The sequence below is a fragment of the Agrobacterium sp. a22-2 genome, assembly GCF_012276985.1.
In the GTDB taxonomy this organism is placed as follows: domain Bacteria; phylum Pseudomonadota; class Alphaproteobacteria; order Rhizobiales; family Rhizobiaceae; genus Allorhizobium.
Map to the genome: position 1 here is coordinate 1 of NZ_JAAXMM010000012.1, position 24,683 is coordinate 24,683.

The 24,683-nt window shown below is 64.7% G+C and carries 23 protein-coding genes; 12 read left to right on the top strand and 11 right to left on the bottom strand.

The features are described 5' to 3' along the window. Positions 1 to 179: 179 nt before the first annotated feature. Positions 180 to 1,283: a saccharopine dehydrogenase family protein gene (locus HFC70_RS18430; RefSeq protein WP_168474753.1), complete on the bottom strand. Its 1,104-nt coding sequence runs from the start codon at positions 1,281 to 1,283 to the stop codon at positions 180 to 182. Positions 1,284 to 1,406: 123 nt separating this feature from the next. Here HFC70_RS18430 and HFC70_RS18435 point away from each other — a divergent pair, with 123 nt between their 5' ends. After that, the gene (locus HFC70_RS18435) at positions 1,407 to 1,838 is read left to right on the top strand and encodes an Lrp/AsnC family transcriptional regulator (protein WP_168474923.1); all 432 of its coding nucleotides are present in this window, start codon (positions 1,407 to 1,409) and stop codon (positions 1,836 to 1,838) included. Between the two features lie 331 nt (positions 1,839 to 2,169). Here HFC70_RS18435 and HFC70_RS18440 read toward each other — a convergent pair whose 3' ends face one another. Further along, positions 2,170 to 3,516, bottom strand: coding sequence for an HD-GYP domain-containing protein (locus HFC70_RS18440; RefSeq protein ID WP_168474754.1), 1,347 nt, complete (start codon positions 3,514 to 3,516; stop codon positions 2,170 to 2,172). A gap of 222 nt (positions 3,517 to 3,738) precedes the next feature. Between HFC70_RS18440 and HFC70_RS18445 the strand changes: the two genes are divergently transcribed. The 3 genes from HFC70_RS18445 to HFC70_RS18455 all read left to right on the top strand — a co-directional run bounded on the left by HFC70_RS18445 (position 3,739) and on the right by HFC70_RS18455 (position 6,212). Next, on the top strand, positions 3,739 to 4,320 hold the full coding sequence (locus HFC70_RS18445; RefSeq protein WP_168474755.1) for an ATP-dependent Clp protease proteolytic subunit: 582 nt from the start codon (positions 3,739 to 3,741) through the stop codon (positions 4,318 to 4,320). Between the two features lie 201 nt (positions 4,321 to 4,521). Continuing rightward, positions 4,522 to 5,487 (top strand): acetylxylan esterase, encoded by a 966-nt coding sequence (locus HFC70_RS18450; RefSeq protein WP_168474756.1) that lies wholly within the window; start codon positions 4,522 to 4,524, stop codon positions 5,485 to 5,487. Beyond that, positions 5,484 to 6,212 (top strand): esterase family protein, encoded by a 729-nt coding sequence (locus HFC70_RS18455; RefSeq protein ID WP_168474757.1) that lies wholly within the window; start codon positions 5,484 to 5,486, stop codon positions 6,210 to 6,212. Before HFC70_RS18450 ends, HFC70_RS18455 begins: the two co-directional genes overlap by 4 nt. Before the next feature lie 21 nt (positions 6,213 to 6,233). Here the strand turns inward: HFC70_RS18455 and HFC70_RS18460 are convergent, their stop codons facing one another. Continuing rightward, positions 6,234 to 7,460, bottom strand: a complete 1,227-nt coding sequence (locus tag HFC70_RS18460) for a GGDEF domain-containing protein (protein ID WP_168474758.1) — start codon at positions 7,458 to 7,460, stop codon at positions 6,234 to 6,236. Positions 7,461 to 7,595: 135 nt separating this feature from the next. On the opposite strand from HFC70_RS18460, the gene HFC70_RS18465 reads away from it, so the two are divergent. From HFC70_RS18465 to HFC70_RS18485, 5 genes are all read left to right on the top strand, one after another. Next, positions 7,596 to 8,807 (top strand): benzoate/H(+) symporter BenE family transporter, encoded by a 1,212-nt coding sequence (locus HFC70_RS18465; RefSeq protein ID WP_256368935.1) that lies wholly within the window; start codon positions 7,596 to 7,598, stop codon positions 8,805 to 8,807. 39 nt (positions 8,808 to 8,846) lie between these two features. Beyond that, a complete protein-coding gene (locus HFC70_RS18470; protein ID WP_168474760.1) occupies positions 8,847 to 9,116 on the top strand; it encodes a BrnT family toxin in 270 nt (89 codons plus the stop codon). Beyond that, complete coding sequence (locus HFC70_RS18475) at positions 9,097 to 9,345, top strand: CopG family transcriptional regulator (protein WP_168474761.1); 249 nt, start codon at positions 9,097 to 9,099, stop codon at positions 9,343 to 9,345. Before HFC70_RS18470 ends, HFC70_RS18475 begins: the two co-directional genes overlap by 20 nt. A 318-nt stretch (positions 9,346 to 9,663) precedes the next feature. After that, positions 9,664 to 11,391, top strand: a complete 1,728-nt coding sequence (leuA, locus tag HFC70_RS18480) for a 2-isopropylmalate synthase (RefSeq protein WP_168474762.1) — start codon at positions 9,664 to 9,666, stop codon at positions 11,389 to 11,391. Between the two features lie 4 nt (positions 11,392 to 11,395). Beyond that, positions 11,396 to 12,178 carry an alpha/beta fold hydrolase gene (locus HFC70_RS18485; protein WP_168474763.1) on the top strand — a complete coding sequence of 261 codons (783 nt, stop codon included), beginning with the start codon at positions 11,396 to 11,398 and terminating at the stop codon, positions 12,176 to 12,178. Here HFC70_RS18485 and HFC70_RS18490 read toward each other — a convergent pair whose 3' ends face one another. Continuing rightward, a complete protein-coding gene (locus HFC70_RS18490; protein ID WP_168474764.1) occupies positions 12,179 to 13,084 on the bottom strand; it encodes a metallophosphoesterase in 906 nt (301 codons plus the stop codon). A gap of 41 nt (positions 13,085 to 13,125) precedes the next feature. Here HFC70_RS18490 and HFC70_RS18495 point away from each other — a divergent pair, with 41 nt between their 5' ends. Beyond that, positions 13,126 to 13,617 carry an NUDIX domain-containing protein gene (locus HFC70_RS18495; protein ID WP_246735864.1) on the top strand — a complete coding sequence of 164 codons (492 nt, stop codon included), beginning with the start codon at positions 13,126 to 13,128 and terminating at the stop codon, positions 13,615 to 13,617. Here the strand turns inward: HFC70_RS18495 and HFC70_RS18500 are convergent. Further along, a complete protein-coding gene (locus HFC70_RS18500; protein ID WP_168474765.1) occupies positions 13,595 to 14,590 on the bottom strand; it encodes a glutathione S-transferase family protein in 996 nt (331 codons plus the stop codon). The genes HFC70_RS18495 and HFC70_RS18500 overlap by 23 nt on opposite strands. Before the next feature lie 263 nt (positions 14,591 to 14,853). Here HFC70_RS18500 and HFC70_RS18505 point away from each other — a divergent pair, with 263 nt between their 5' ends. Further along, the gene (locus HFC70_RS18505) at positions 14,854 to 15,357 is read left to right on the top strand and encodes a GNAT family N-acetyltransferase (protein WP_168474766.1); all 504 of its coding nucleotides are present in this window, start codon (positions 14,854 to 14,856) and stop codon (positions 15,355 to 15,357) included. A 48-nt stretch (positions 15,358 to 15,405) separates the two neighbouring features. Here the strand turns inward: HFC70_RS18505 and HFC70_RS18510 are convergent, their stop codons facing one another. Then, positions 15,406 to 16,380, bottom strand: coding sequence for an MBL fold metallo-hydrolase (locus tag HFC70_RS18510; protein WP_168474768.1), 975 nt, complete (start codon positions 16,378 to 16,380; stop codon positions 15,406 to 15,408). Between the two features lie 97 nt (positions 16,381 to 16,477). Here HFC70_RS18510 and HFC70_RS18515 point away from each other — a divergent pair, with 97 nt between their 5' ends. After that, entirely contained in the window at positions 16,478 to 17,440 is a 963-nt protein-coding gene (locus HFC70_RS18515) for a LysR family transcriptional regulator (RefSeq protein WP_168474770.1), read from the top strand. On the opposite strand, the gene HFC70_RS18520 is transcribed toward HFC70_RS18515, so the two are convergent. The 5 genes from HFC70_RS18520 to HFC70_RS18540 are packed head-to-tail and all read right to left on the bottom strand — an operon-like array spanning position 17,424 to position 24,682. Then, positions 17,424 to 17,852, bottom strand: coding sequence for a GNAT family N-acetyltransferase (locus HFC70_RS18520; protein WP_168474772.1), 429 nt, complete (start codon positions 17,850 to 17,852; stop codon positions 17,424 to 17,426). The two genes, HFC70_RS18515 and HFC70_RS18520, sit on opposite strands and share 17 nt — an antisense overlap. A 4-nt stretch (positions 17,853 to 17,856) precedes the next feature. Then, a complete protein-coding gene (locus HFC70_RS18525; RefSeq protein WP_168474773.1) occupies positions 17,857 to 19,926 on the bottom strand; it encodes a hypothetical protein in 2,070 nt (689 codons plus the stop codon). Between the two features lies 1 nt (position 19,927). Next, positions 19,928 to 22,735, bottom strand: coding sequence for a DUF4159 domain-containing protein (locus tag HFC70_RS18530; RefSeq protein ID WP_168474774.1), 2,808 nt, complete (start codon positions 22,733 to 22,735; stop codon positions 19,928 to 19,930). Then, positions 22,732 to 23,652 (bottom strand): DUF58 domain-containing protein, encoded by a 921-nt coding sequence (locus HFC70_RS18535; protein WP_168474776.1) that lies wholly within the window; start codon positions 23,650 to 23,652, stop codon positions 22,732 to 22,734. Before HFC70_RS18535 ends, HFC70_RS18530 begins: the two co-directional genes overlap by 4 nt. A gap of 16 nt (positions 23,653 to 23,668) precedes the next feature. Continuing rightward, entirely contained in the window at positions 23,669 to 24,682 is a 1,014-nt protein-coding gene (locus tag HFC70_RS18540; protein WP_168474778.1) for a MoxR family ATPase, read from the bottom strand. Position 24,683 lies beyond the last annotated feature (1 nt).

Consider the following 24,683-nt stretch of genomic DNA (forward strand, 5'->3'; position numbering starts at 1 on the left):
CCCCTCATCCCCCTGCCGGGACCTTCTCCCCGTTCTGACGGGGAGAAGGAGGATGGAGCGCCGACTGTGCCACTTGCACCTTCTCCTCGCTTGCGGGGAGAAGGTGGCGGCAGCTCAGGCGCAACGCGTTGCGCTGGGGATGAGGGGCGAAGGCGGACGATAAGGGCGGTCTGTTGACCTCACCCGACCCTGGCAAGCTTCACGGCCTCCGGATCATAGGCACGGCCAAAGCGGTTTTCGAGGAAGGCGGGGAGGGTGATCTGTTCCTGGCGGATGAAGCCTTCTTGCGGAAGGGTGCCGTTGGCGAGCAGGTCGAGGGTGGCGCAGATGCCGGCGGCGGTGGTGATCTGGATGGCGCTCATCTTCTTGCCCGCGATCACGCCGGCATAGACCTTGTTGGCATAGGTGTCCTGCAGGTAGCGGCCGTCCTTCCAGCCGCAGACGGTGACGAAGATCACCACGACATCCTGCATGGTGGCGGGCAGGGCGTTTTCGAACAGGTCCTTCAGGACATCGCGGCGGTTCTTCAGGTTGAAGTCGTTGAGGAGCGCCTTGACGATCGCCTGGTGGCCCGGATAGCGGATGGTGCGGTAGTTCATGGTGCGCACCTTGCCTTCCAGCGTCTTCGCCAGCGTGCCGAGGCCGCCCGAGGTGTTGAAGGCCTCGTAGGTGACGCCGTCGAGCGAGAATTCCTCGCGCTCTTCCATGGCCGGCACGGTGATCAGTCTGCCCTCGACGATCGCCTCGCAGGGCTCGATATATTCGTTGATCAGCCCGTCGGTCGACCAGGTCAGGTTGTAGTTCAGCGCATTGGAGGGATATTGCGGCAGGGCGCCGACCCGCATGCGCACGCTGTCGAGCGTGTCGAAGTGGCTCGCCAGGTCGTGGGCGACGATGGAGATGAAACCCGGCGCCAGGCCGCATTGCGGAATGAAGGCTGAAGGAGCGCCCTCGGCCAGCGCTTCCACCTTGCGGGTGGTGGCGACGTCTTCGGTCAGGTCGAGATAATGGGTGCCGACCTTGGCGGCGGCTTCGGCAATCGTGCCGGTCAGGTGGAAGGGGGCGGCCGACAGCACGGCGAATTTGCCGGTCAGCAGGGCTTCGAGCGCTGCACGGTCCGAGATGTCGACGGTGACGCCCGAGATCGAAGCGTGGCGGTCGAGGGCGGCGATCTGTGCGGCGCTGCGATCGGCCACCGTGACCCGGTAATCGCCGCTGTCGGCCAGCATCAGTGCAATCGCTCCGCCAATCTTGCCGGCGCCCATCACCACGATATCCTTCATGCCCGTCCCCTTTTTGCATTTTGTCAGAGTGGCCATTGTGCGGAGGGCGTATGTCGATTGCTAGTGACGAACTGTGCGGAACGGTTTATCATAATGGACATATAGACGATGGGATTGATCATTATGCAGCTGACGGAGAAGGATCTGGCACTTCTGGCGCTGCTCGGCGAAAACGCCCGGGCGCCGGTGGCGGTGCTGGCGCGCAAGCTCGGCCTGTCGCGCACCACGGTACAGGCGCGCATCGAGCGGCTGGAGCGCGACGGGGTGATATCCGGCTACGGGCTGCGGCTGTCGGAGGCCTATCAGAGCGGGCTGATCCGCGCCCATGTGCTGATCACCATCACGCCGAAGACATTGCCGTCGGTCAGCGCTGAACTGTCGGCGATCCGCGAGGTGACCACGCTGCATTCGGTCAACGGCTCCTTCGACCTGATCGCCATCATTGCCGCTCCGTCGATTGCCGACCTCGACAGGATCATCGACCATATCGGCGCGCTGTCGGGGGTGGAGCGCACGCTGTCGTCGATCATCCTGTCGACGCGGATCGCGCGGTAGGGGCGTAGGTTTCGCCGGTGCAAGCTGGCTTCGTTGGAGCCAGATCGCCCCCCTCTGCCCTGCCGGGCATCTCCCCCACACGGGGGGAGATCGGCAAGACGCACCCGCCCGCCCTGCCAGAAAACCGCATACTTTTCTGGGCAGACTTTCCGCGAAAAATCGTATCAGCGCTGTCAATGTCATCCGACTGGGTGAGTGCGGTCCACGAGTCGATCTCCCCACCTGTGGGGGAGATGCCCGGCAGGGCTGAGGGGGGCGATCTGGCACGATCGGGAGAGGCGGAGCATCGGAAGACCCCACCGCCTCAGAGCGGGGGCCTCAGGTCAAGGCCTCACGCCGCCGCCAGGTCGGCCTTGGCGAGCGCCCGTTGCAGCGCCTCGATACAGGCGGGGTCGTGGCTTTTGTTGGCGCCGTCCCAGAGGATGGCGAGCGCCTTTGCGACCGGCATGGCGGCGCGGTAGGGGCGGTCGGCGGTCAGCGCGTCGAAGACGTCGGCGGTCGAGACGATGCGGGTTTCAAGGCCGATCTGGTGGCCGGTCAGGCCGCGCGGATAGCCCCGGCCGTCGAGGCGTTCGTGATGGGCGCCGCCGATCTTCGCCAGATCGGCAAAGGCTTTGATGCGCGACAGGATGGTTTCGGAATATTCGGCATGGCGCTGCATGGCCAGCCATTCCTCGCCCTCCAGCTTGCCGGGCTTGTCGAGCACGCTGTTGGAGACGCCGAGCTTGCCGATATCGTGCAGCAGGGCGCCGCGCTTCAGCCAGCGCCGGGTGGCGGGGTCGAGGCCCATTTCCTCGGCGATCATGTCGGTGAACAGTGCGACGCGGTCGCTATGGCCCGATGTATAGGGGCTCTTGGCGTCGATCACCCGGGCAAAACCGGCGGCGATATCGTCGAGATAATCGTCATCGGCGAGGATCGCCTGGCGGCCCGGTTCGCTGTCGAGCACGATGCGCTCCAGGTCCGGGCCTCCGAGCGCCTCCCAGAAGCGGGCGTCGGTAGCGATCTGCAGGAAGGCATCGGTCAGAAAGGGGTCGAACCAGGTGCCGGCGCGTTTTTCGATTTCGGCGATGGCCGATGGCGGGCCGGCGCTCATGAAGAAGACGTCGGCCACCTGGGCCAAGAGGGCGATGCGGGCAAACAGCGAGATCTCCTCGCCCTTGCGACCGAGCGGCTTGCCGCCGCCGTCGAAGTGTTCGTCGAGATCGAGAATACCCCTGGCGACCGCTTCGGAAAAGCGCATCTGGCGGGCAATCTCGGCGCCGCGCTCGCAGCGGGTGCGGATCAGGTCGGTGGCGATCTCGCCGCCGTTTTTCAAAATGGTGATGATGCTGCGGAAACGCTCGGCGAGCCCCGCCTGCATGCCGGTATGGGAGAGCACGAAGCGCAGCACCTGCGGCAGGCTGCCGTCGACCAGCTTGAAGTCCTGCTTGAACTTCAGGTCGTCGGCAATATAGAGCTTACAGATGCGGGCGGCATTGCTGGAACAGCCGAGATCTTTGAGGAGCAGGGTGTAATAGAGATCCTGCAACTGCTCGTCGGCCAGGCCGATGGCGCGGCCGATGGCGGTGCCGATATGGCAGCAGCGGATGCAATGGCCCGGCGGCTGGCCCTCGGTCATGTCGAGCGCCCGGCTCAGAGCCTCGATGATTTCCGCAAGCCTGATCCTGGTTGGCATATCCGTTTCCCCGTGCCCGACCTTTATAAGCTGGGACTGTTAATAGCCGGTGTCAGGAACAGGCCGGACGGGGCAATCTTGGGGGACGGTCGGAAAACAGGGCTGGCGGCTATGGGTTCATCAGCTGTTCACCGGTTCCATGCCTTGTCTTTTTATCGCATTGTTTTACGACGTGAGTCGCACTATGTGCGGGTGAGCTAAACGCAAGTGGAGAATTGCCGGATGAACGAAGACGAAGACGACAAGAGCAAGGAACTGCCGCTTGGCAAGGAAACGGAAGCGAACCTTTTCAAGTCGCGTTCGATCTTCATCTATGGTGGCATCACCATGGAACTGGCCCAGAAGGTCTGCACGCAGCTGGTGGCGCTGGCGGCTGCCAGCGACGAGGACATTCGCGTTTACGTGAATTCGCCGGGCGGTCATGTGGAATCGGGCGACAGCATCCATGACATGATCAAGTTCATCAAGCCGAAGGTGTGGATCATCGGTACCGGCTGGGTCGCCTCCGCCGGCGCGCTGATCTATGTCTCGGTGCCGAAGGAACGGCGCCTTTGCCTGCCCAATACCCGCTTCCTGCTGCATCAACCTTCGGGCGGCACCCGCGGCATGGCATCGGATATCGAGATCCAGGCCCGCGAGATCATCAAGATGAACCAGCGGCTGATCAAGATCTTCTCCAAGGCCACCGGCCAGACGGAAGAGAAGATCGCCAAGGACATCGACCGCGACTATTGGCTGTCGGCCGAAGAAGCCAAGGCCTATGGCCTGGTCTCCAAGATCATCGAAAGCCAATCGGACATCTGAGCCGTGGCTGCAGAGACGACCGACATGAAAACCCTCGCCGGACCAAACCGGCGGGGGTTTCTTCGTTACGGGCTGGGCGCGATCGGGGCGGCGCTCGTCGACCCTGTCCTTGCCGGTCCCGCGCCCGGCGCTGCCGGTGATTTGCCCGACGATCGCCGCCAGGCCCTTGCCCCGTTGCCGGAATCGGGGAAGAACTTGCCCATGAGTACCAAGATGAAGCACAATTTTCCCTTCGATCCGAGCTATGGCCTGACGCTGGAGGGCCTGCGGGCGATCGAGCCGCCGCCGGCGCCCCCAGGGTTCGACGATTTCTGGCAGGCGCGCTATAAAAAGGCGCTGGCGGTCGAACCAAAGCCCGTCGTGCGTGCAGCCAAAGCCAGCCATCCGGACTGGCTGGTGCAGGACATCACCTTTACCTCGACCGATGGCGTGACCATCGGCGGCTGGCTGCTTGTGCCGCGGCATGGCAGGATCCGGCGCGGGCTGGTGGTCGGCCATGGCTATGGCGGACGGATTGCTCCGGATTTCGACCTGCCGGTTACGGAGACGGCCGTGCTTTTCCCTTGTTTTCGCGGTATTTCGCGCAGCCTGCATCCGCCGATTTCACCGGAGCCGGCCTTTCACGTGCTGCACGATATCGACCGGCCGGAGCGCTATGTGATCGGCGGATGCGTCGAGGATCTGTGGGGGGCGGTTTCGGCGCTGATCGCACTTTTTCCCGATCTCGGCGGGCGGATCGGTTATAGCGGCATCAGCTTCGGCGGCGGCATCGGCGCGCTGGCGATCCCGTTCGATCCGCGCATTGCCCGCGGTTTTCTGGAAGTGCCGACGTTCGGCAACCGTCCGCTATGGCTCAACCTGCCGACGACCGGCAGCGCCGATGCGGTGCAGCGCTATCGCCGCACCCATCCCGGCGTTCTCGACCATCTCCGGCTGTTCGATGCGGCCAGTGCCGCGACGCGGATCACCGTGCCGATGTTGGTGGCGGTGGCGCTGTTCGACCCGGCGGTGGCGCCGCCTTGCCAGTTCTCCGTCGCCAATGCTTTGCCCCACTCGAAATTTAACGAAATCTTCATTCTTGACGCCGGGCATTTCGACTATCCTACGGACTCAGTACAGCAGGCAGCACTTTCTGAGAGAAACAGGCGGTTTTTCGAGGTGACATGAACCGGGAATATCTACGCTGGTACAGTCCGCGATTGCATCGCGACATGGAGCTGCTGGTGTTCGGCCATGCCGGCGCCAAGGTGTTGATGTTTCCGACCCGCGAAGGGCGGTTTTTCGAATATGAACAGCTCGGCATCGTCGGAAGCCTCGCCGACAAGGTCAATGCCGGCCAGCTGCAGCTCTACTGCATCGAGGGGTTGGCGGAGGAAAGCTTTTACGACCGTCGCCGGCATCCCGCCGACCGCATGGCCCGGCATGCGGCATTCGAAGATTATGTCCTGAACGAAGTTCTGCCGCTGATGGCGGCGAAAAACGACAATGACTGCACGATCGTGCACGGCTGCAGCCTCGGGGCGTTCCAGGCGGCGAGCCTGGTGTTCCGCCATCCGCACCTGTTTCGCAAGCTGGTCGCCTTTTCCGGGCGCTACGACCTGACGATGCAGGTCGAATCCTTCGGCGACCTGCTGGACGGCTATTACGACGACCAGGTCTATTTCCACACGCCGACGCATTTCCTGCCCGGTCTTGACGGCGACTGGCGGCTGGAGAAACTGCGCCAGCTCGATATCGTGCTGGCCATCGGCAATGCCGATCCCTTCCTCGACAACAATCTCCAGCTCAGCCAGTTGCTCGGCCAGAAGGGCGTCCGGCACAGCCTACATCTCTGGGACGGCCGCGCCCACCGGGCCGGCGCCTGGCGCAAGATGGCGGCACTCTATATTTGAGTTACGGTGCCTGGCGCATGTTCAGGCTGCGTGGCCAACTGCCGGGAAGCTCGGTGGGTCGGTTACGGTTGGCAATGTCATCGCCTGATCCGGGTCAAATTGTTCTACGCGGTTTCTTCCGTGCCGCTTGGCCTGATAGAGCGCCATATCGGCGGCGCGCATCAGGTCCTTCATCGGCTGTCCCGGGGTTGCCGTGGCAAGGCCGGCGCTGATCGTGACAGGGATCCTGGCGTCGGCGTGATTGATTTCCAGGGACTGTACGGCATCGCGCAGGGCTTCGGCGACGGCTTGGGCCGATCGGCCGTGCCGGGCAGGGAGGTACAGACCGAATTCCTCGCCGCCTAACCGCGCAAACGCATCCTGTTTCTGCAATCGGCCGGACATTTCTGCAGCGACCCGCACGAGGACTTCATCGCCGGCGGCATGACCGAGTGTATCATTGACGCGCTTGAAATGATCGATGTCGATGATCACGAAGGCATCGCCGATGCTGGGTGCTGGCCGCAATTGCTGGAAGAACCAATGCCGGTTGCGGATCTGGGTGAGCGGATCGGTTTGCAGAAGCGCGGTCAGCCGTGCCTCGGCCCGTTCCTTGACAAAGATCAGGGCGAACAGGGCCACGGCGAACTGCGACAGGATCATCGGGAAAAAGATGTCGGCGATATCGAACGGCGAGCGCTCGGGTGCGATGAGGCTGACAATGACGAGCGCGTGCAGCAGGGCCGAGATGCCGAAAGATGCAGCAAGGGGGTATCGGGCCGGCAACCTTTCCTTCCGGCAATCATGGATTGCCGTGTGGGCATAGGCCAGCATGAACAACCCCGCCGAGGATTGAAAGACCACGGCGCGATAGAGATTGACCAGATGGAAATCCGTGAGGACCGCCACTGCCGAAAGCACAGCGGGATAGACCAGGACCAGCCAATCCCGCCGCCGCGGTGTGCCGCTGCTGAGGCGCCGCAGGCCGATCCAGAACAGACTGTAGGCGAGCTGGCCGAGGCTGAAGGTGGACAGGGTCCAGGCGTAGAGGGGAAATGCCTGGCGTTCGCCCTGACCGGCAATCGTCGAGCCAATCGCCAGCAGGATGAAGGACATGGCCATCAGGCCAAGTCCTTCGCTCTTGCCGGACTGGAACCGTACATAGAGGAAACAGGCCCCGCCGATCAGCAAAGAGGATTTGTGAAGAAGCAGTACGGTGGCAAGTTCCAAAAGAAAGTCATCCCATGCAATCGCGGTTCGATAGGCCATCCTCATACCATTCCCGGCTTACTGAATTCTGAAGTGCCGTGATGTTGGGAAACGTGAAAGGTCACCTTTCGCTTGACCGGGCGTACTGATCCGCGGCGAGCCCGCCTTGCCAAGCCGTTGGCTTTCTGATGTGGGATGGCGATCCTCGTCACTCCTGAGAGATGCCTCATGCTGAAAGATCTTTCCGCGCAAAGCCTGTTCATGGGCGTGCTGACCGCCTTTGTCGGCTTTGCCAGTTCGTTTGCCGTGGTGTTGCAGGGGCTGAAGGGGGTGGGGGCGACGGATATCCAGGCGGCCTCGGGACTGATGGCGCTGTCGGTGTCGATGGGCGTCTGCGCCATTGCGTTCAGCACCTGGACGCGGCTGCCGATCTCGATTGCCTGGTCGACGCCGGGTGCGGCGCTGATGGCGACGGCCGGTGCCGTCGAGGGTGGCTTTCCGGCGGCGGTCGGCGCCTTTGTGGTCTGTGGGCTGCTGATCGTCTTTGCCGGGCTGTTCCGGCCGCTCGGCCGGGCGGTGGCCGCCATTCCGGCGCCGCTGGCCAATGCCATGCTGGCCGGGGTGATCATCACCTTGTGCTTCGCGCCGTTCAAGGCGGTGGCCTTCGATCCGCTGCTCGGCCTGCCAATCGTGCTTGCCTGGGTGGTGGTCGGCGCCTTCCGGCGATTGTTCGCGGTGCCCGCCGCCCTGGCGGCCTTTGTCGGGGTCATGGTGTTCGGGGTCGACATGCCGGATGGCGCCATAGCGCAATGGTCGCAGTCGCTGCTGCCGCCGGTTGAATTCGTGGTGCCGAGTTTCACGCTGCCGGCGCTGATCTCGATCGCCCTGCCGTTGTTCATCGTCACCATGGCCTCGCAGAACATTCCCGGCATCGCCGTGCTGAAGGTCAACGGCTATCAGCCGAACCCCGGTCCGCTGTTTGCCGTGACCGGTTTCTTTTCGCTGCTGTCGGCGCCATTCGGCGGGCATGCGGTCAACCTGGCGGCGATCACCGCGGCGATGTGCGCCGGCGCAGACGCCCATCCCGACCCTGAGCGGCGTTACTGGTCGGCGATCATCGGCGGCATCGGCTATATCGTGCTGGGACTGCTGGCCGGGGCGGTGACGGCTTTCGTGGCGCTGGCGCCGCCGATCCTCATTCAGGCGGTGGCCGGCCTGGCGCTGATCGGCGCCTTTTCCGGCTCGGCCGTGGCAGCCTTCCAGGCAATCGAAAGCCGCGAGGCGGCGGCCGTCACCTTCCTGATCACCGCATCGGGCATATCCATCGGCGGCATTTCCGGCGCCTTCTGGGGCCTGATCGCTGGCGGGCTGATGATGGGGCTGCTGAAGGTCGCGCGCAAGGGGTGAATCCGTGGAAAACGGCCATATTCCGTGCTACAAGACGTCATGGAGTTCGAATTCGATCCCGCCAAGAGCGCCATGAAAAAGGAGAAGCACGGGATCGATTTCGTGCGATCTCAAGATTTGTGGTATGATGATTACGGCGTTGATATAGATGTCGATCATCTGTTTGAGCCGAGGCGTATCAGGGTTGGGCTGATCGACGGAAAGTTGTGGGCCGGTGTCTATACCTTGCGTGGAGAAGCTGTGCGGATCATTTCCGTCCGTCGTGCGAGAATTCAGGAAAGGCGTCGTTATGAAGACAATCAGCGCTGAAGAATTCGACCGAAAGTTCGATGATGGCGAAGACATCAGCGACCATCTCGACTGGAGCAAAGCGACGCGGCCCAATCTGGAGCCGGTTTCGATGGCCGTTGTCGTGACACGCGGGACGATGCTGAGACTGGAAAAGCGCGCCAAGGACCTCGGGCTGTCGCGCGACGCCCTGGTGGAAGCGTGGCTTCGCGAAAAATTGGATAAAGCTTCGGCCGCTGCCGCCGAATAACCCCCTTGCGCGACGCAAAGCTGCGCGCTATCTATCGCCTCATGAAGATTTCGGGCAACCCAAATTCGACGTCCTTTGCCGCTGGCCGCATGCGCGCCGGCGCGATGTCGTTTGCCCCACTCTCGCTTCTTCTCCTCGACCTTACGCGCGGTTGCCGGGTCCATTGAGGAGCGCCCGGCGGCCGGATAGCCGCTCGGCCATAGCTCCTCGCACAATCATTCAAGACCGATAGCGCCCGACAAGGGCAGTATTTGCCATCGCCAAAGCAGGCGCGATGCGCTATGCGCGGGGCAAATGCGGAGAGAGGAAGCCAAGACGATGATCGTAAAGACCCATTCCGTGAAGCAGGGCATGCCGGATGCTTCGCAGAAGTACCGTGCCTATCCGCAGATCGATATTTCCGACCGCACCTGGCCGTCGAAGACCATTACCAAGGCGCCGATCTGGTGTTCGGTCGACCTGCGCGACGGCAATCAGTCGCTGGTCAACCCGATGGGCCACGACCGCAAGGCGCGCATGTTCCAGCTGTTGCTCGACATGGGTTTCAAGGAAATCGAGATCGGTTTCCCGTCGGCCTCGCAGACCGATTTCGATTTTGCCCGCTGGTGCGTGGAAGAGGGCAATGTGCCGGCCGACGTGTCGTTGCAGGTGCTGGTGCAGTGCCGGCCGGAACTGATCACGCGGACCTTCGAGGCGCTGGAAGGGGCCAAGCGGCCGATCATCCATTTCTACAATTCGACCTCCGAGCTGCAGCGCCGCGTGGTGTTCGGCAAGGATGTGCCCGGCATCAAGCAGATTGCCGTCGATGCCGCCAAGATGATCACCGAGATGGCGGCGAAGGCCGCGACGAAGGACAATGGCGGCTTCCGCTTCGAATATTCCCCGGAAAGCTTTACCGGCACGGAACTGGACGTGGCATTGGAGATTTCCAATGCGGTGATCGAGATCATCCAGCCGACGCCTGACAACAAGCTGATCCTCAACCTGCCCTCGACGGTCGAGATGGCGACGCCGAACATCTATGCCGACCAGATCGAATGGATGTGCCGCAATATTCACAACCGCGAAAACGTCATCATCTCGCTGCATCCCCACAACGACCGCGGCACCGGAATCGCGGCGACCGAGCTGGCGCTGATGGCCGGCGCCGACCGGGTCGAAGGCACGCTGTTCGGCAATGGCGAGCGCACCGGCAATGTCGACGTGGTGACGCTGGCGCTCAACATGTATACGCAGGGCATCGACCCGAAGCTGGACTGCTCGGATATCGAGCGGATCAAGGCGGTCTATGAATATTCCAACGAGATGACCATTCCGGAGCGCCACCCTTACGTCGGCGAATTGGTCTATACGGCCTTTTCCGGCTCGCATCAGGACGCGATCAACAAGGGCATGAAGGCGATCCGCAAGGCCAATTCGCCGCTGTGGGAAGTGCCGTATCTGCCGATCGACCCCCAGGATGTCGGACGCTCCTACGAGGCGATCATCCGCATCAATTCGCAGTCGGGCAAGGGCGGCATTGCCTATATCCTGCAGGAGGATTACGGCATCAACCTGCCGCGCGCCCTGCAGGTGGAGTTCCGCGAGGAGATCCAGCGCATTACCGACGACGAGGGCGTGGAGCTGCCATCGAAGCGGATCTACGAGCAGTTCATCCGCTCCTATGTCGACCAGCCCGACGCCCGCCTGAAATATGTCGACCACCACACCTATCCCGATACCGAGCATCGCGGCATGCGGATCGTGGCGGCCGAGATCACCGACCGGGGCGAGACCAAGCGCATCGAGGGCAGGGGCACCGGCCCGATCGACGGCTTCATCAACGCGCTGTCGACCTATCTCGGCGTCGAGATGTCGGTGCGGGATTATTCCGAGCATTCGCTGCAGCACGGCTCGAACGCGGCGGCGATCGCCTATGTCGAGATCGACCATCCGGGCGGCAAGCTGTTCGGCGCGGGGATCAACACCAATATCGTCGCGGCTTCTCTCGAGGCCATCGTCTCGGCGGCCAACCGGGTGCTCGAGACGCGTAACGCCAAGGCTTGAACCGGTGGCGCTTGCCGCGATCATGCGGGGTGACAGCCAGGCGGCAGCGCCTCTGGTGCTGCTGCATGGCTTTGGCGGCGGGGCTCACGTCTGGCGCGAGGTGATGGCCGGATTGCCTAGAGGTGCTCCGGTCATCGCCTATGATCTTCCGGGCCATGGCGGTTCGCTGCGTGAGGACGGTATCGGCGGTGCCGGGCGCATGGCCAAGGCGGTGCTCATCGATCTCGAGCGGCGCGGCGTGGCACGGTGTCATGTCGCCGGCCATTCGCTGGGCGGTGCGACCGCGGCGCTGATGGCGCTTCGCGAACCACAGCGGGTGAAAAGCCTTACTCTGTTGGCGCCGGGCGGCTTTGGACCTGATATCCACCATCGGGCGCTTGCCGATTATGCCTTTGCCGACAGCGCGGCGGCGCTTCAAACGGCGCTGCAGGCCATGACCGATCCCGGCTTTCGCTTTGGCGAGGAGGCGGTGCGGACCCTGTGGGCGGCACGGCAGGTGCCGGGCGCCCGTGAGGCACTTCGGCAGGTATTCGAGGCAATCCTTGCCGGCTCGCCGCCTGACGACCGGCGGCAGGGCACGCTGCCGCTCGCCGAGCTCGGCCGGCTCTCCATGCCCTGCCATATCCTCTGGGGTCTTAAGGATGGCATCCTGCCGGTGGCACAGGCCGACGGCCTGCCGGAGGCCATCACCGTCGAGCGCATCGCCGGCGCTGGCCATATGCTGATCGACGAATGCCCTGATCGGGTCACGCAGATCCTGCGCGCTGCGCTGGCCGTAGGCGACTGATCAGCCGAGGAGCAACTGGTGATGCTGGCGGCTCATGTTGGCGGCCGCATCCATGCCGAAACGCTCCCAGTCCAGCTTCCAAGCATCGGCGTGGCCGGAGATCGAGAACAGGTTGTAGGCGGCGGGAGGCTTGTGGCCGCCGGGTCCCTGCGAGGCCGAGGCGATGCCGACGATTGGAACGCGCTTGCCGTGGCTTTCCAGCCAGTAGAGCGTGTTCAGGTGGGTATGGCCGTGCAGGACCAGTTCGGCGCCGCCGGTCGAGATGGCGGCGGCAAAGCGGCGGATGCCGATCATGCGCTTGTGGCTCGAAGCGGCGCCGCGGATCGGCGGATGATGGATCATCACGACGCGAAACAGGCCTTCCTTGCCGGCGGCCTTCAGCAGTTCGGCGGTCTCGCGGGCCTGGCGGGCGCCGAAATAGCCGCTGGCCGAAAAGGGCGGGGTGGCGATCGAGGTGGAACAGCCGATCATCGCCACGGGCCCGCGCCGGCGGATGGTCGGGAAGAGCTTGAAGTCTTTTTCCCAGATCAGCGGATCGTCGTCGCCGCGCACGAAATCGTACCAGGCGCTCATCGCCTTGTCGTGGGCACCGGGCACATAGGCGTCGTGATTGCCGGGCACCACGGATGTCTGCAAGGGCCCGCCGGTATCCTGCAGCCATTTCGCCGCCATGCGGATCTCGATCCCGGAGGCGAGGTTGACGAGATCGCCGGTAATGGCCAAATGGTCAGGTTCGCGGGCCCGCATGTCGGCGATCAGCAGGTCGAGCGTGTTGGTGATCATGTGCTTGGCGCGATTGCGGTGCCAGTTGACGTAGCCGGTGATGCGCTTGGAAGCCAGTTCGCGGAAGGTCAGGCTGGGGAGAGGCCCGAGGTGGATATCGGATATATGCGCGAGCTTGAACATGGCGCCAGTCTTAAAGATGTGTCCGATGGGGGGCAAGCACAATGAGTGACGACAATCGGAACGACGAGGTCCGCGGCCGCGGCTCGCGCCTTCTGATGGGCGTGCTGCATCGCTATTTCGCCCTGTCGCGCGGCATGACGATGGGGGTGCGTGCCGCCTGTTTCGACGCCGAAGGCCGGGTGTTTCTGGTGCGCCATACCTATGTGCCGGGCTGGTATCTGCCCGGCGGCGGCATCGAGCGGCACGAGACGGCGGGGCAGGCTTTGTCCAAGGAATTGCGGGAAGAGGGTAACCTGGAAATGACCGCCGTGCCCGAACTCTTCCACATTTATTACAACAGCCGCGTCAGCAAACGCGACCATGTGCTGCTCTACCGGGTCAATGTCATCCAGACCGCGCCGCGCCCGCCGGACCGCGAAATCGCCGAATGCGGCTTCTTCGATCCGCTCGACCTGCCGGACGGGGCGACGACCGCGACGCGCAAGCGCCTTGCCGAATTGCGCGGCGAGATCACGCGCTCCGAGATCTGGTAAGCGTCAAGCGGCTGTGCGGCCGATCAAGGTCCAGCAGCGGGCCGGCGGGCACCACACCGGTCGGGTTGATGGTCTTGTGGCTGCGGTAATAGTGATCCTTGATGTGCTGCATGTTGACCGTGCCGGCGACGCCGGGCGTCTGGTAGAGGTCGCGCAGATAGGCCTGCAGGGCCGGATAGTCGGCGATGCGGCGCAGATTGCACTTGAAATGCCCGACATAGACCGGATCGAAGCGCACCAGCGTGGTGAACAGCCGCCAGTCGGCTTCCGTCAGGGCGTCGCCGAACAGGTAACGCTGCGTGGAGAGCCGCTGTTCCAGCCAGTCCAGCGTCTCGAACAGCGGGTAGACCGCGCTCTCATAGGCGGCCTGGGTGGTGGCGAAACCCGCCTTGTAGACGCCGTTGTTGACGGTGTCGTAGATGCGGGTGTTGATCGCATCGATCTCAGCATGCAATGCCTGCGGGTGGAAATCGGCGGTCGATCCGGTGATGCCATCAAAGGCGCTGTTGAACATGCGGATGATGTCGGCGGATTCGTTGGAGACGATGGTATTGGTCTGCTTGTCCCACAGAACAGGCACGGTGACGCGGCCGGAATAGGATGGGTCGGCCTTCACATAGACCTGCCAGAGCGTGGATGAGCCGAACAGATGGTCGACGGTGCCGCCATCGCGCTCGTGGAATTCCCAACCGTTTTCGAGCATCAGCGGATCGACAACCGAGACCGAAACCAGGTCTTCGAGGCCTTTCAGCTTGCGGAAGATCAGGGTGCGATGCGCCCAGGGACAGGCCAGCGAGACATAGAGGTGATAGCGTCCGGCCTCGGCCTTGAAACCGCCCTTGCCGGTCGGCCCCGGCTCGCCATTGGCGGTGACCCAGTTGCGGAAGATCGAGGCGCCGCGGCGGAAATGGCCTTCGGTCGATTTCGTGTCATACCAGACGTCGTGCCAGACGCCTTCCACCAACATGCCCATGGCGCTGTCCTTCGGTTGGTTGTTTTCGTTGCATCTTACATACGGCGGCCAGCGCAGATTGCGAGACGCCAAAGGATGAACAGTGCGTTTTTCCATTGGACGCCAGCGGAATTAGTTGCTATTCGCATCGACGCAAATTTGGAATCCTAGACCGATGCTCGACAACCGGAACCCGCGACGACGCTGAAGCTGCTTGAACGCCTGTCACAACGGCGCTTTCGAGACCCATCCTTCCTGTCCGCATTTCTGGTTCCGGTCCTTTCATGAACAATCACGCGCTTGTCTACCTCACCGAGGATGCGTCCCATGACGCCATCATCGAGCATATCAACGAAGAAGCCTTTGGCCCTGGCCGGCTGGCGCGGGCAGCCGCCCGCATTCGCGAGCAGGGACCGCATGACCGCTCGCTGTCCTTCATCTGTGCCGACGACGGGGAAACCATCGCCTCGGTGCGCATGACGGCCGTCGATGCCGGCGGGGTCAAGGGGCATCTGCTGGGGCCGCTGGCGGTCCGCCCGTCCCACAAGAACCAGGGCATCGGCCGCGAACTGGTGCGCATCGCCGTCGACGCGGCACGTCGCGCCGGCTCCGAGGCGGTGATCCTGGTCGGCGACCCGCCCTATTACATGCCGCTCGGCTTTGAAAAGGTCGCCTATGCGGCGCTGGATTTCCCAGGCCCCGTCGATCCGGCCCGGGTTCTGGTCGTGCCGCTTACCGGCGATGTGCATATCAGGCTGAAGGGCAAGATCGCCTGGCGGCAGCGGTGAGAGTTGAGATAAGCCGGGCGGCCGCGAAGGGCCGCCCGGATTGTCGTTTCAGAGCGTCGAGTCGTAGTTGATCGGCACCCAGTCGAACTGGATGTCGTCGCGCCTGACATGGCCGATGCCGGGAAAGGCGAGATGGGCGCCGGCGACGAGGTAGCCCTCCGCCACTGCCTCATCGAAGGCCTTGGCCCGTGCGGCAATCGCGGCGTCCTTGTCGTGATCGAATTCGATGGCCACATCCGGCTGGTCGAACTGCAGGACGTCGCCATGGGTGATGTCGCCCCAGAAGACGATCTTGCTGCCCTTACTTTCCACGACGATGGCGCTGTGGCCCGCCGTATGGCCGGCCCTGAGGATCGATCCGAAGCCCGGCAGGACATCGCCGTCGTCGGCGAAGGTCTCGAAGCGGCCCGCCTCGATATAGGGCGTCAGGGCGGCATGGGCTTCGGCGAACTGCGTCTTGATCGCGTCCGGCGCCTTCTGCCGTTCGGCAGGATCCTGCCAGAAGGCTGCCTCGCGCTTGTTGACGTGCAGGGTGGCATTCTCAAAGACGCGCTTGCCATCGATGGCCAGACCGCCGGAATGGTCGGTGTGGACATGGGTGAGGATGACGTCATCGATGTCGGCGGCGCGATAGCCGGAGGCCTCGATATTGGCGACGAGATGGCCGAGCGAAGGTCCAAAATAGTTGCCGGTGCCGGCGTCGATCAGGACAAGCTTCTCGCCTGTGTTGACCAGGAAGGCATTGACGGAGGTCTCGGTGGGGCTGCCCTGGAAGGCGGCGGCAAGGGCGGCTGTGGCCTCCTTCTCGGTGGTGTTTTTGTAAAGCTTGGCCAGCGGCAGGGAAATGGTGCCGTCGGACAGGGCCGTCACTTCGACCGCGCCGAGGTTGAGGCGATAGAAGGCCGGCGCCTGGCGCGCCGCAAACGGTGCCTTGGCATGGGCCGACAGGGGCAGGCTGGTCGCGGCGCCGGCGGCCAGCACCGCAGTGCCGGCGGTTTTGAGAATGGATCGACGTGTGTGCATGGTGGCACTCCCGATTGTTCGATGTGACGAGGCGGCCTTGCAAGAACCTTGCAAACAGGTATCTATGACTGGGTCAGCAATCAAATCGATACGGCTCATGGACACTATCGATCATTTCAATCTTCGTTCCTTCGACCTCAACCTGCTGGTCGCCTTCGACGCCCTGATGGCCGAGGGCAGCGTGACCAAGGCGGCGCGGCGGCTGAAGATCCAGCAGCCGGCGATGAGCCATGCGCTCTCCACGTTACGAGTGCTGTTCCAGGACGAATTGTTCCTGCGCAATGGCCAGACCATGCAGCCGACGGCGCGGGCGCGCAGCCTGTCCGGACCGATCCGCCAGGCGCTGAAGCAGGCGCAGACGGCGCTGACAGCGGCGGACATTTTCGATCCGGCGACCGAGCAGCGTGTCGTGCGGATCGGCATGTCGGCGGAGGTCGAGCTGCTGCTTTTGCCGGACCTGACGGCGCGGCTGCGCCGGCTGGCGCCGGGGATCAAGATCCTGGCGCGCGGTTGCCAGCCGGACGAGGTGGATGCGATGCTCGACGGCGGTGCCATCGATCTTGCCGTTGGCTGCACCTATGCCCAGGCGAACCGGCGGATCTGCGAGATGCTGTTCGATGCCGAGGTGGCCTGCTGCTACAATCCTCAACTGCTGGCGCTGGATAATCCCGTGCCGTTCGACGCCTATCTGGCGGCCGACCATGCCGTCATCTCGCAAACGGAAAGCCTGCACGGCTGCATCAAGGAAGCGCTGGAATTTGCCGGCGTGGAGCTGAACATCGTCACGGCGGCGCCCGATTTCATGTCGGTTCTGGTCACGGCGCGCATCAGCCCGGTGATCGCCACGGTCTCGGCGCGCATCGCCCAGCGCTACGGGCCGCTGCTGGGACTTGTCACGAGCCCGGTGCCGCTGACGTTGCGGTTCCGGCCGGTCGCCATGGTCTGGCCGATCCATTCCGACAATGACCTTGCCGGGCGCTGGCTGCGCCAGCAGATCCGCGAGGTGATGAGCGAGACTTTGACCGTGACGCCGGCCATGGGCCTTAAAATCGCTTCATGAGCCAGGTGATGCCGTAGTCGCCGCTGAAATTGTCGATACTCCCGAAGGCCTTGTAGCCTTGCCGCTCATAGGCCCGGCGCGCGGCGGGATTGATGGTGTCGATATAGGCGCCCGTGCAGCCGCGGGCCTTTGCCTCGTCCTCGGCCATTTGCAACAGTTTGCCGGCCATGCCGCGGCCCCGGTAGCGGGCCGGCACGAACAGCATTTCGACGCAGAGCCAGCCGCGGCCGGTATAGCCGATCAGCCCGCCTTCGGTTTTTCCATCACCGTCGCGGATCGGGATGCTGAGATCGCGGCGGTCGGTGGGGCCGAGCATCTGGTTGTTATGGGCGCGCAAGGCGGACAGCACCGCCCGCTCGTCCTCGGGCGGCGTCTGGTCCAGCACTTCGAGTTTGGGATCGTCGTCGGTCATGAGTCTACCTGCCTTCGCGCCACCACATGGCCGAGACCGCGAAGAGCAGGGCGGCTAGCCCGGCGAAGCCGGCAAAGAGCGGCAGGGTGTCGATGCCTTTCAGCACGGTTTCGTCGGTGAGCCTTATCGTCATGCGGCGGTCGTCGGCGACGCGCACCTGGCCGCGAACGGGCAGGATATCCGGCAGGCGTACGCCGCCATTGCCGTTGTCGAGCCTTGCCACCAGACCGCGGCTGGTGGCGGCGAGAGGTGCCAGCGTCTCGGTGGTGGAGATCATCGCCTTGAATTCCGGCGCATCGACGGCGCCGACATGCACGAGGGTAGAGAAGTCGCCATTGCTGACCGTGAACAGGCCGGTTTCGTCCATCTTGCGTTCGGCGCGGAACAGGCCGGGGCCGGTCTCGACCAGCGGCACGGTCTCGGTCTTGCCCGAGGGGTAGCGGATGGCGGCTTCGCCGGGATTGTCGCCGATGGTCTGCCGGCTGATTTCCAAGGTCCGGCCGGCAGCACGGGCGGTCAGTGCCTCTTCCTCGAGCTCCGGCTCCTTCATCAGCCAATGGGCGATGCGGCGATAGAGCGAGACATGCGGGCCGCCGCCCTCGAAGCCGCGCGCCCAGAGCCAGCCCTGGTCCGACAACAGCATGGCGACGCGGCCTTCCTCGGCGCGGTTCAGCACCAGCAGCGGGCGGTTGTCGGCGGCGGTCATCACCGTTTCGCCGTTCGGCGTGTCGACGTCGACGCTGCGGAACCAGCGGCCCCAGCTCGGCGGCTCGATGGCCGATCCGTCGAGGCCGCGGGTAACGGGATGGCGCTTGCCGATATCTGACAGGCGCGGATAGAAGGCGGCCTCGTGCATGTTGCCGGTGGGTGCGGCCGGAAGCACCGAGGACAGCGGCGTCATGGCGATGGAGTCCTCGCCGGCATGTTCGGGGCCGGCGGCGATCAGCAGCGCGCCGCCCTTCTTCACATATTCGGCGATATAGTCGTAATAGAGGATCGGCAGCACGCCGCGATGCTGGTAGCGATCGAAGATGATCAGGTCGAAATCCTCGATCTTCTCGACGAACAGCTCACGGGTCGGGAAGGCGATCAGCGACAGTTCGTTGATCGGCGTGCCATCCTGCTTTTCCGGCGGACGCAGAATGGTGAAATGCACCAGATCGACCGAGGCGTCGGATTTCAACAGGTTGCGCCAGGCGCGTTCGCCGGCATGGGGCTCGCCGGAGACCAGCAGCACGCGCAGGTTCTCGCGGATGCCCTCGATCAGATGGATGGCGCGGTTATTGGCCTCGGTGACCTCGCCGGGCAGGCCTTCGACGGCAAATTCCAGCACGTTGTTGCCACCCCGCGGCACCTTGAAGGAAAAGGGCGTTTCCTGGCCGGGGGTGGCCTGCAGCCTTGCAATTTCCTCGCCATTCATGGTCACGGTGACATTGGCCGAGGCGCCGGGCGAGCGGCCGTCGTCGAACACCCGGAAGGTCAGCTGCTGATCCTCGCCGACGATGCTGAAGCGCGGCGCGCGCAGCACTTCGATGCGCCGGTCGAATTCGTCGGCCTTGCCGGTGATCAGGCCGTGGATCGGCGCATCGACGCCGGCCGTCTGGCCGGCCGCCGGGATGTCGTGGATCTGGCCGTCGGTGATGAACACGACGCCGCCAATGCGGGCCGGCGGCACGTCGGAAATGGCGGTCGACAGGGCTTCGAACAGCCGCGTCGTCGGCGTGTCGGAGGTCTCGGGGTCAGCAACCTCGACGACGCGCGGCTCGATGCTGGCAAAGCGGCCGAGCCGGTCCTTCAGCCCTTCCAGCGCCGCGTCGGTCATGGTGGTACGCTCTGGCGTATCCTGGCTCTGGCTGCGGTCGACGATGATCGGTACGACCGTGCTCAAGGGGTCGCGGTCTTCCTGCAGCAGCAGCGGATTGGCAAGGGCGGCAATCAGGGCTGCCAGCGCCAGCAGTCGGAAGCCGGTGCCGCGCACGCTGCGGCGAAATCCTAGCAGCGCCAGTGCGAGGCTGAGGACCGCAAGGGCGGCCAAAGCTGTCCACGGCAGGAAGGGGGCGAATTCGAGCGTCATGTCATTGTCCCAGCCGTTCGAGAAGGGCGGGGATGTGCACCTGGTCGGCCTTGTAGTTGCCGGTCAGCATATACATCATGATGTTGACGCCGGAGCGGTAGGACATTTCGCGCTGGGTCTCGTCAGGCGGCACGGTCGGCAGAACAGGGGCACCATTGGCATCCATGGCCCAGGCGCCGAGCATGTCGTTGCCGGTGATCAGGATCGGCGAGACGCCGTCGCCCGACGATGTCACGCCGCTGCTCGAGGTGCGGGCTTCCTGGCGGGCCTCGACCCAGAGCGGGCTGCCGGTATAGCGGCCGGGAAAGTTGGTCAGCAGGTAGAAGGACCGCGTCAGCACGTGATCGGAGGGGACCGGTTCCAGAGGTGGAATGTCGATATTGGCGAGGATCGCCTGCAGCCGTTCGCCATTGGCGCTGGGGCCTGCGTCGCCGCTGATATTCGACAGCTGGTCGCGGGTGTCGAACAGGACGGTGCCGCCGGAGCGCATATAGGCATCGATGCGGCTGATGGCGGCCGCACTCGGCATGGGGGCGGTCGCGGAGATCGGCCAGAAGATGATCGGGTAGAAGGATAGTTCATCGCGGGCGATGTCGAGGCCGACCGGCATGCTCGGCTCGAGCGTCGTGCGATAGGTCAGGAAATCGGTGAGGCCGACCAGACCGCGCTCGGAGAGGTCATCGACCTCGGCTTCGCCGGTGCGCACATAGGCCAGATGGGTATTGTCGAGCCTTTCGAAGATCTGCTCGTCACCGGGTTTGGCGTCGTCGGCCATGGCCCGGTCGGGGGCTGCCATCAGCAGGGCGGCAAGGCCGACCAGGACGGCGGCACTTGCCCGCTTCGGCAGGCGGGCAAAGGCGCCGCCCATGAACAGCACGATCAGGCTGTCGAGGACCAGCAGCAGCAAAGCCAGCGTCAGAAGACCGGGCTTCAGCGGCGTCGCCACGGTGCCGGCGAGCGGCAGGCGCTGGACCGGGATCGGCGAGGCCGACACGTCGAGCGGGCGCAACTCGGCATCGGTGGCCAGCAGGTTGAGGGCGGCAAAGCCGTCTTCCGTGCCGTAAAGCCCTGGCGGATTGTCGAAGGTGGAGGCGGAAGGCCGGCGCTCGCCAAGCTCCAGCGGCCGCGCCGCGCCGGTCTCGCCGGTCAGGGCGCCGCGCTCGGTCAGCAGGCGATAGGGCGGCAGGGCGGCGGCACCCGCGGTGCCGTTCTGGCCGGCGCCGCTGCCGACATTCGACAATTGCACGATGCGGCGCAGCATTTCGACGAATTCGCCCGAGATCGGCAGGTCGGACCAGGTGGCCTCGGCGCTGACATGGAACAGCACGGTGCGCCCGCCGCCGGCCTGCTTGACGGTGACCAGCGGCGTGCCGTCGGCAAGGCTTGCCCAGGTGCGCTCGGCCAGATCCGGGGTCGGCTCGGCCAGAACCTGGCGCTTGACCAGGATATTGTCGGGGCGGGCCATGCCGGCAAAGGGGCCGGTCAGCGGAAATTCGGCCAGCGGCTGCGGTTCGGCCCAGGAGAGCGCACCGCCAAGGGCGCGTTCGCCCTGGCGCAGCACGACCGGCACCAGCGGATCGCCGACCGGGGCGGCGGCAAGCCGCGGTCCGGCAAAGCGGATCAGCGTGCCGCCATTGGCGATCCAGCGCTGCAGCGGCTCGTATACGCCGGCCGGCAGGCGGCCGATATCGGCCATGACGATCACCGACGGATTGCGCTGCAGGATTTCCGGAATGCTGATGGCCAGGTCCTGCACATCGGGTGCGATCAGGTCGGCATAGGGGGCGAGCGCCCGCTGGATATAGAACAGCGGCGACAGCAGCGGCTGGAAATCGTCGCCGCTATCGCCCGACAGCAGGGCAACACGGCGGCGGCGGAAACCGTCGTCGAGAAGATGGGTCGAGCCGGCGCTGGCAAAACCGGCGAGGTTCAGCCGGGCAAAATCGTTGCGCAGTTCGAAGGGGGCGGCGATGTCGCCACTCGCCACCGTCTGGCCGGCGGCAAACGCAATCGTGCCGGAGGCGATGGTGCGGCCCTGCTGGTCCTGCGCGTCGACGATCATCTGCTCGGCGCTCAGCCCGTTCAGCCGCGTCGCCTTGACGGTCAGGTTGTCCGCGCCGTTGACGGCTGAGGTAATGGCCACCGCGCTGGCGCCATTGCCCTCGACGAGGCGCAAGTCCCGCGGCTGAAGGGCGGCAAGCCTTGTCATCACCGTATCGTCGTCGCTGCTCTTGATGCCATCGGCGATGAAGGCCAGCGTGCCGGGTACGGTGCCGGCCAGGGCCGCCTCGATGGCGGCAATAGCGCCGTCGCGATCGGGCCGGAGCGGCCTCGAGCTTGCCGCCATCAGCTTTTCGCGGGCCGCCGCCGCATTGGCCGGCACGGCATCGTGCAGCGGTTCGGCGGAAAGCGCGATCGACACGGGCACGCCGCGGTCTTCGGCATCGTCGATCAGCAATTCGGCCGTCTGGCGCCTTCGGTCCCAGTCGGCGGCGGTCGCCCAGCCATTGTCGACCAGCAGCACCAGCGGTCCCTCTGTCGAAAGCGAACTGCCGCGTGGGTTGAGCACGGGGCCGGCCAGCGCAATGATCACCAGAGCGGCGATCGCCATGCGCAGGGCCGTCAGCCACCACGGGCTCTTGGCCGGCGTTTCCTCGCGCTTCATGACGCTGGCGAGGATCTTCAGCGGCGGAAAGATTTCGGCGCGCGGGCGCGGCGGCGTCAGTTTCAGCAGCCACCAGATCAGCGGCAGGGCGGCGAGCGCCACCAGAATGGCCGGGCTGGCAAAGGCGAAGGGCAGGGCGTTCATGCAGCGCCTCCCTTGCCGACATGGGGCGGCGTGCCGGACAGATACATATGCACCGCGACCAGCGCCTGCGAGGCGAGCTGGTCGGTGCGGTGATGGACGAAGCTCCAGCCGAGCCGGCGCAGCGCCTCGCCGAGATTGTCGCGGCGGCTGAGATAGGCCCTGCGGTATTCGTCGCGCAGGCCTTCGGCGCGGCCGGAGACGAGTTTCTGGCCGGTTTCCGGATCGGTGAACTCGGTGCGGCCCGTATAGGGAAAGTTTTCCTCGGCCGGATCGGCGATCTCGACCACATGGCCGCGCAGGCCGCGGCGGGCCAGCGGCGCAATGCGGGCCATGATGCTGTCGGGATCATCGAGAAAGTCGCCGATCAGCACGATATCGCTGACGCCGCGGATCATCTGGGTTTCGGGCAGGCCCGAGGTCAGGGGCGCGTGGATCACGGCGGTTGCCAGCCGTTCGGCGGCATTGCGGGCCGAGACCGGCTCCATGATGCCGGGGCAGCCGATGCGCTCGCCGGAGCGGGCGAGGATTTCGGCCAGCGCCAGCATCAGCACCAGGGCCCGGCTTTCCTTGGAGACGTTTCCGTAGCTCGACTTGTACATCATCGACGGCGACATGTCGGCCCAGAGCCAGACGGTGTGGGCGGCTTCCCATTCGCGGTCGCGCACATACATGTGGTCGTCGCGCGCCGAGCGGCGCCAGTCGATGCGCGACAGGCTCTCGCCTTCGGCATAGGGGCGGAACTGCCAGAAATTCTCGCCGATGCCGCGCTTGCGGCGTCCGTGCCAGCCGGCGATCACCGTATTGGCGATGCGCCTGGCCTCGACCATGCAGTCGGGAACGAGCGCCGCCCGTTGCCGGGCGCGGGTGAGCGCCTCGCTGCCGGAAGTCTGTTCGACGATCTGTCCGATGGACGCCACGCGCGCGCTGCCTCCCTTAGCCCTTGGCCTGGCGAACCAGGCCGGCGATCACATCGCGCACCGACATGCCTTCGGCGCGGGCGGCAAAGGTCAGGGCCATGCGGTGCTGCAGGATCGGTTCGGCCAGCGCATGCACGTCGTCGAGCGACGGGGCAAGGCGGCCTTCGTAAAGCGCGCGAGCGCGGGCGCAGAGCATCAGCGACTGGCCGGCGCGCGGACCCGGACCCCAGGCGACATGCTTGTCGGTGTCGCTATTGCCCTGGCCGGGACGGGCCGAGCGCACCAGCGACAGGATGGCCTCGACGACGGTGTCGGAGACCGGCATCTGGCGGATCAGGCGCTGGATCTCGATCAGCCGTTCGGCGCCGATGACGCTGTCGGCCCGGGATTCGGCAAGGCCTGTCGTTTCCAGCAGGATCTGCCGCTCGGCGGCGAGTTCGGGATAGCCGACATCGACCTGCAGCAGGAAGCGATCGAGCTGGGCTTCCGGCAGGGGATAGGTGCCTTCCTGCTCCAGCGGGTTCTGGGTGGCCAGCACATGGAAGGGAGCCGGCAGGTCGTAGCGCTGGCCGGCCATGGTGATGTGATATTCCTGCATGGACTGCAGCAGAGCGGACTGGGTGCGCGGGCTGGCGCGGTTGATTTCGTCGGCCATCAGCAATTGCGCAAAGACCGGACCTTTCAGGAAGCGGAAGGAGCGCCGGCCGCTGTCGTCCTGGTCCATCACCTCGGTGCCGAGAATATCCGACGGCATCAGGTCGGGGGTGAACTGGATGCGGTTGGCGTCGAGGCCCAGGACCGTGCCGAGGGTTGTGACCAGCTTGGTCTTGGCCAGGCCCGGCACGCCGACCAGCAGCGCATGGCCGCCAGACAGGATGGCGAGAAGGGTGTTTTCGACGACGCGCTCCTGGCCGAAGATGACCTTCGACACTTCCCGGCGGATCAGGGCGATATCAGCAAGAGCTGCTTCGGCAGCGGCGACAATGGCCTGCTCGTCGAGTTCGGTGTCCGGCGTCTTCATCATGCCCATG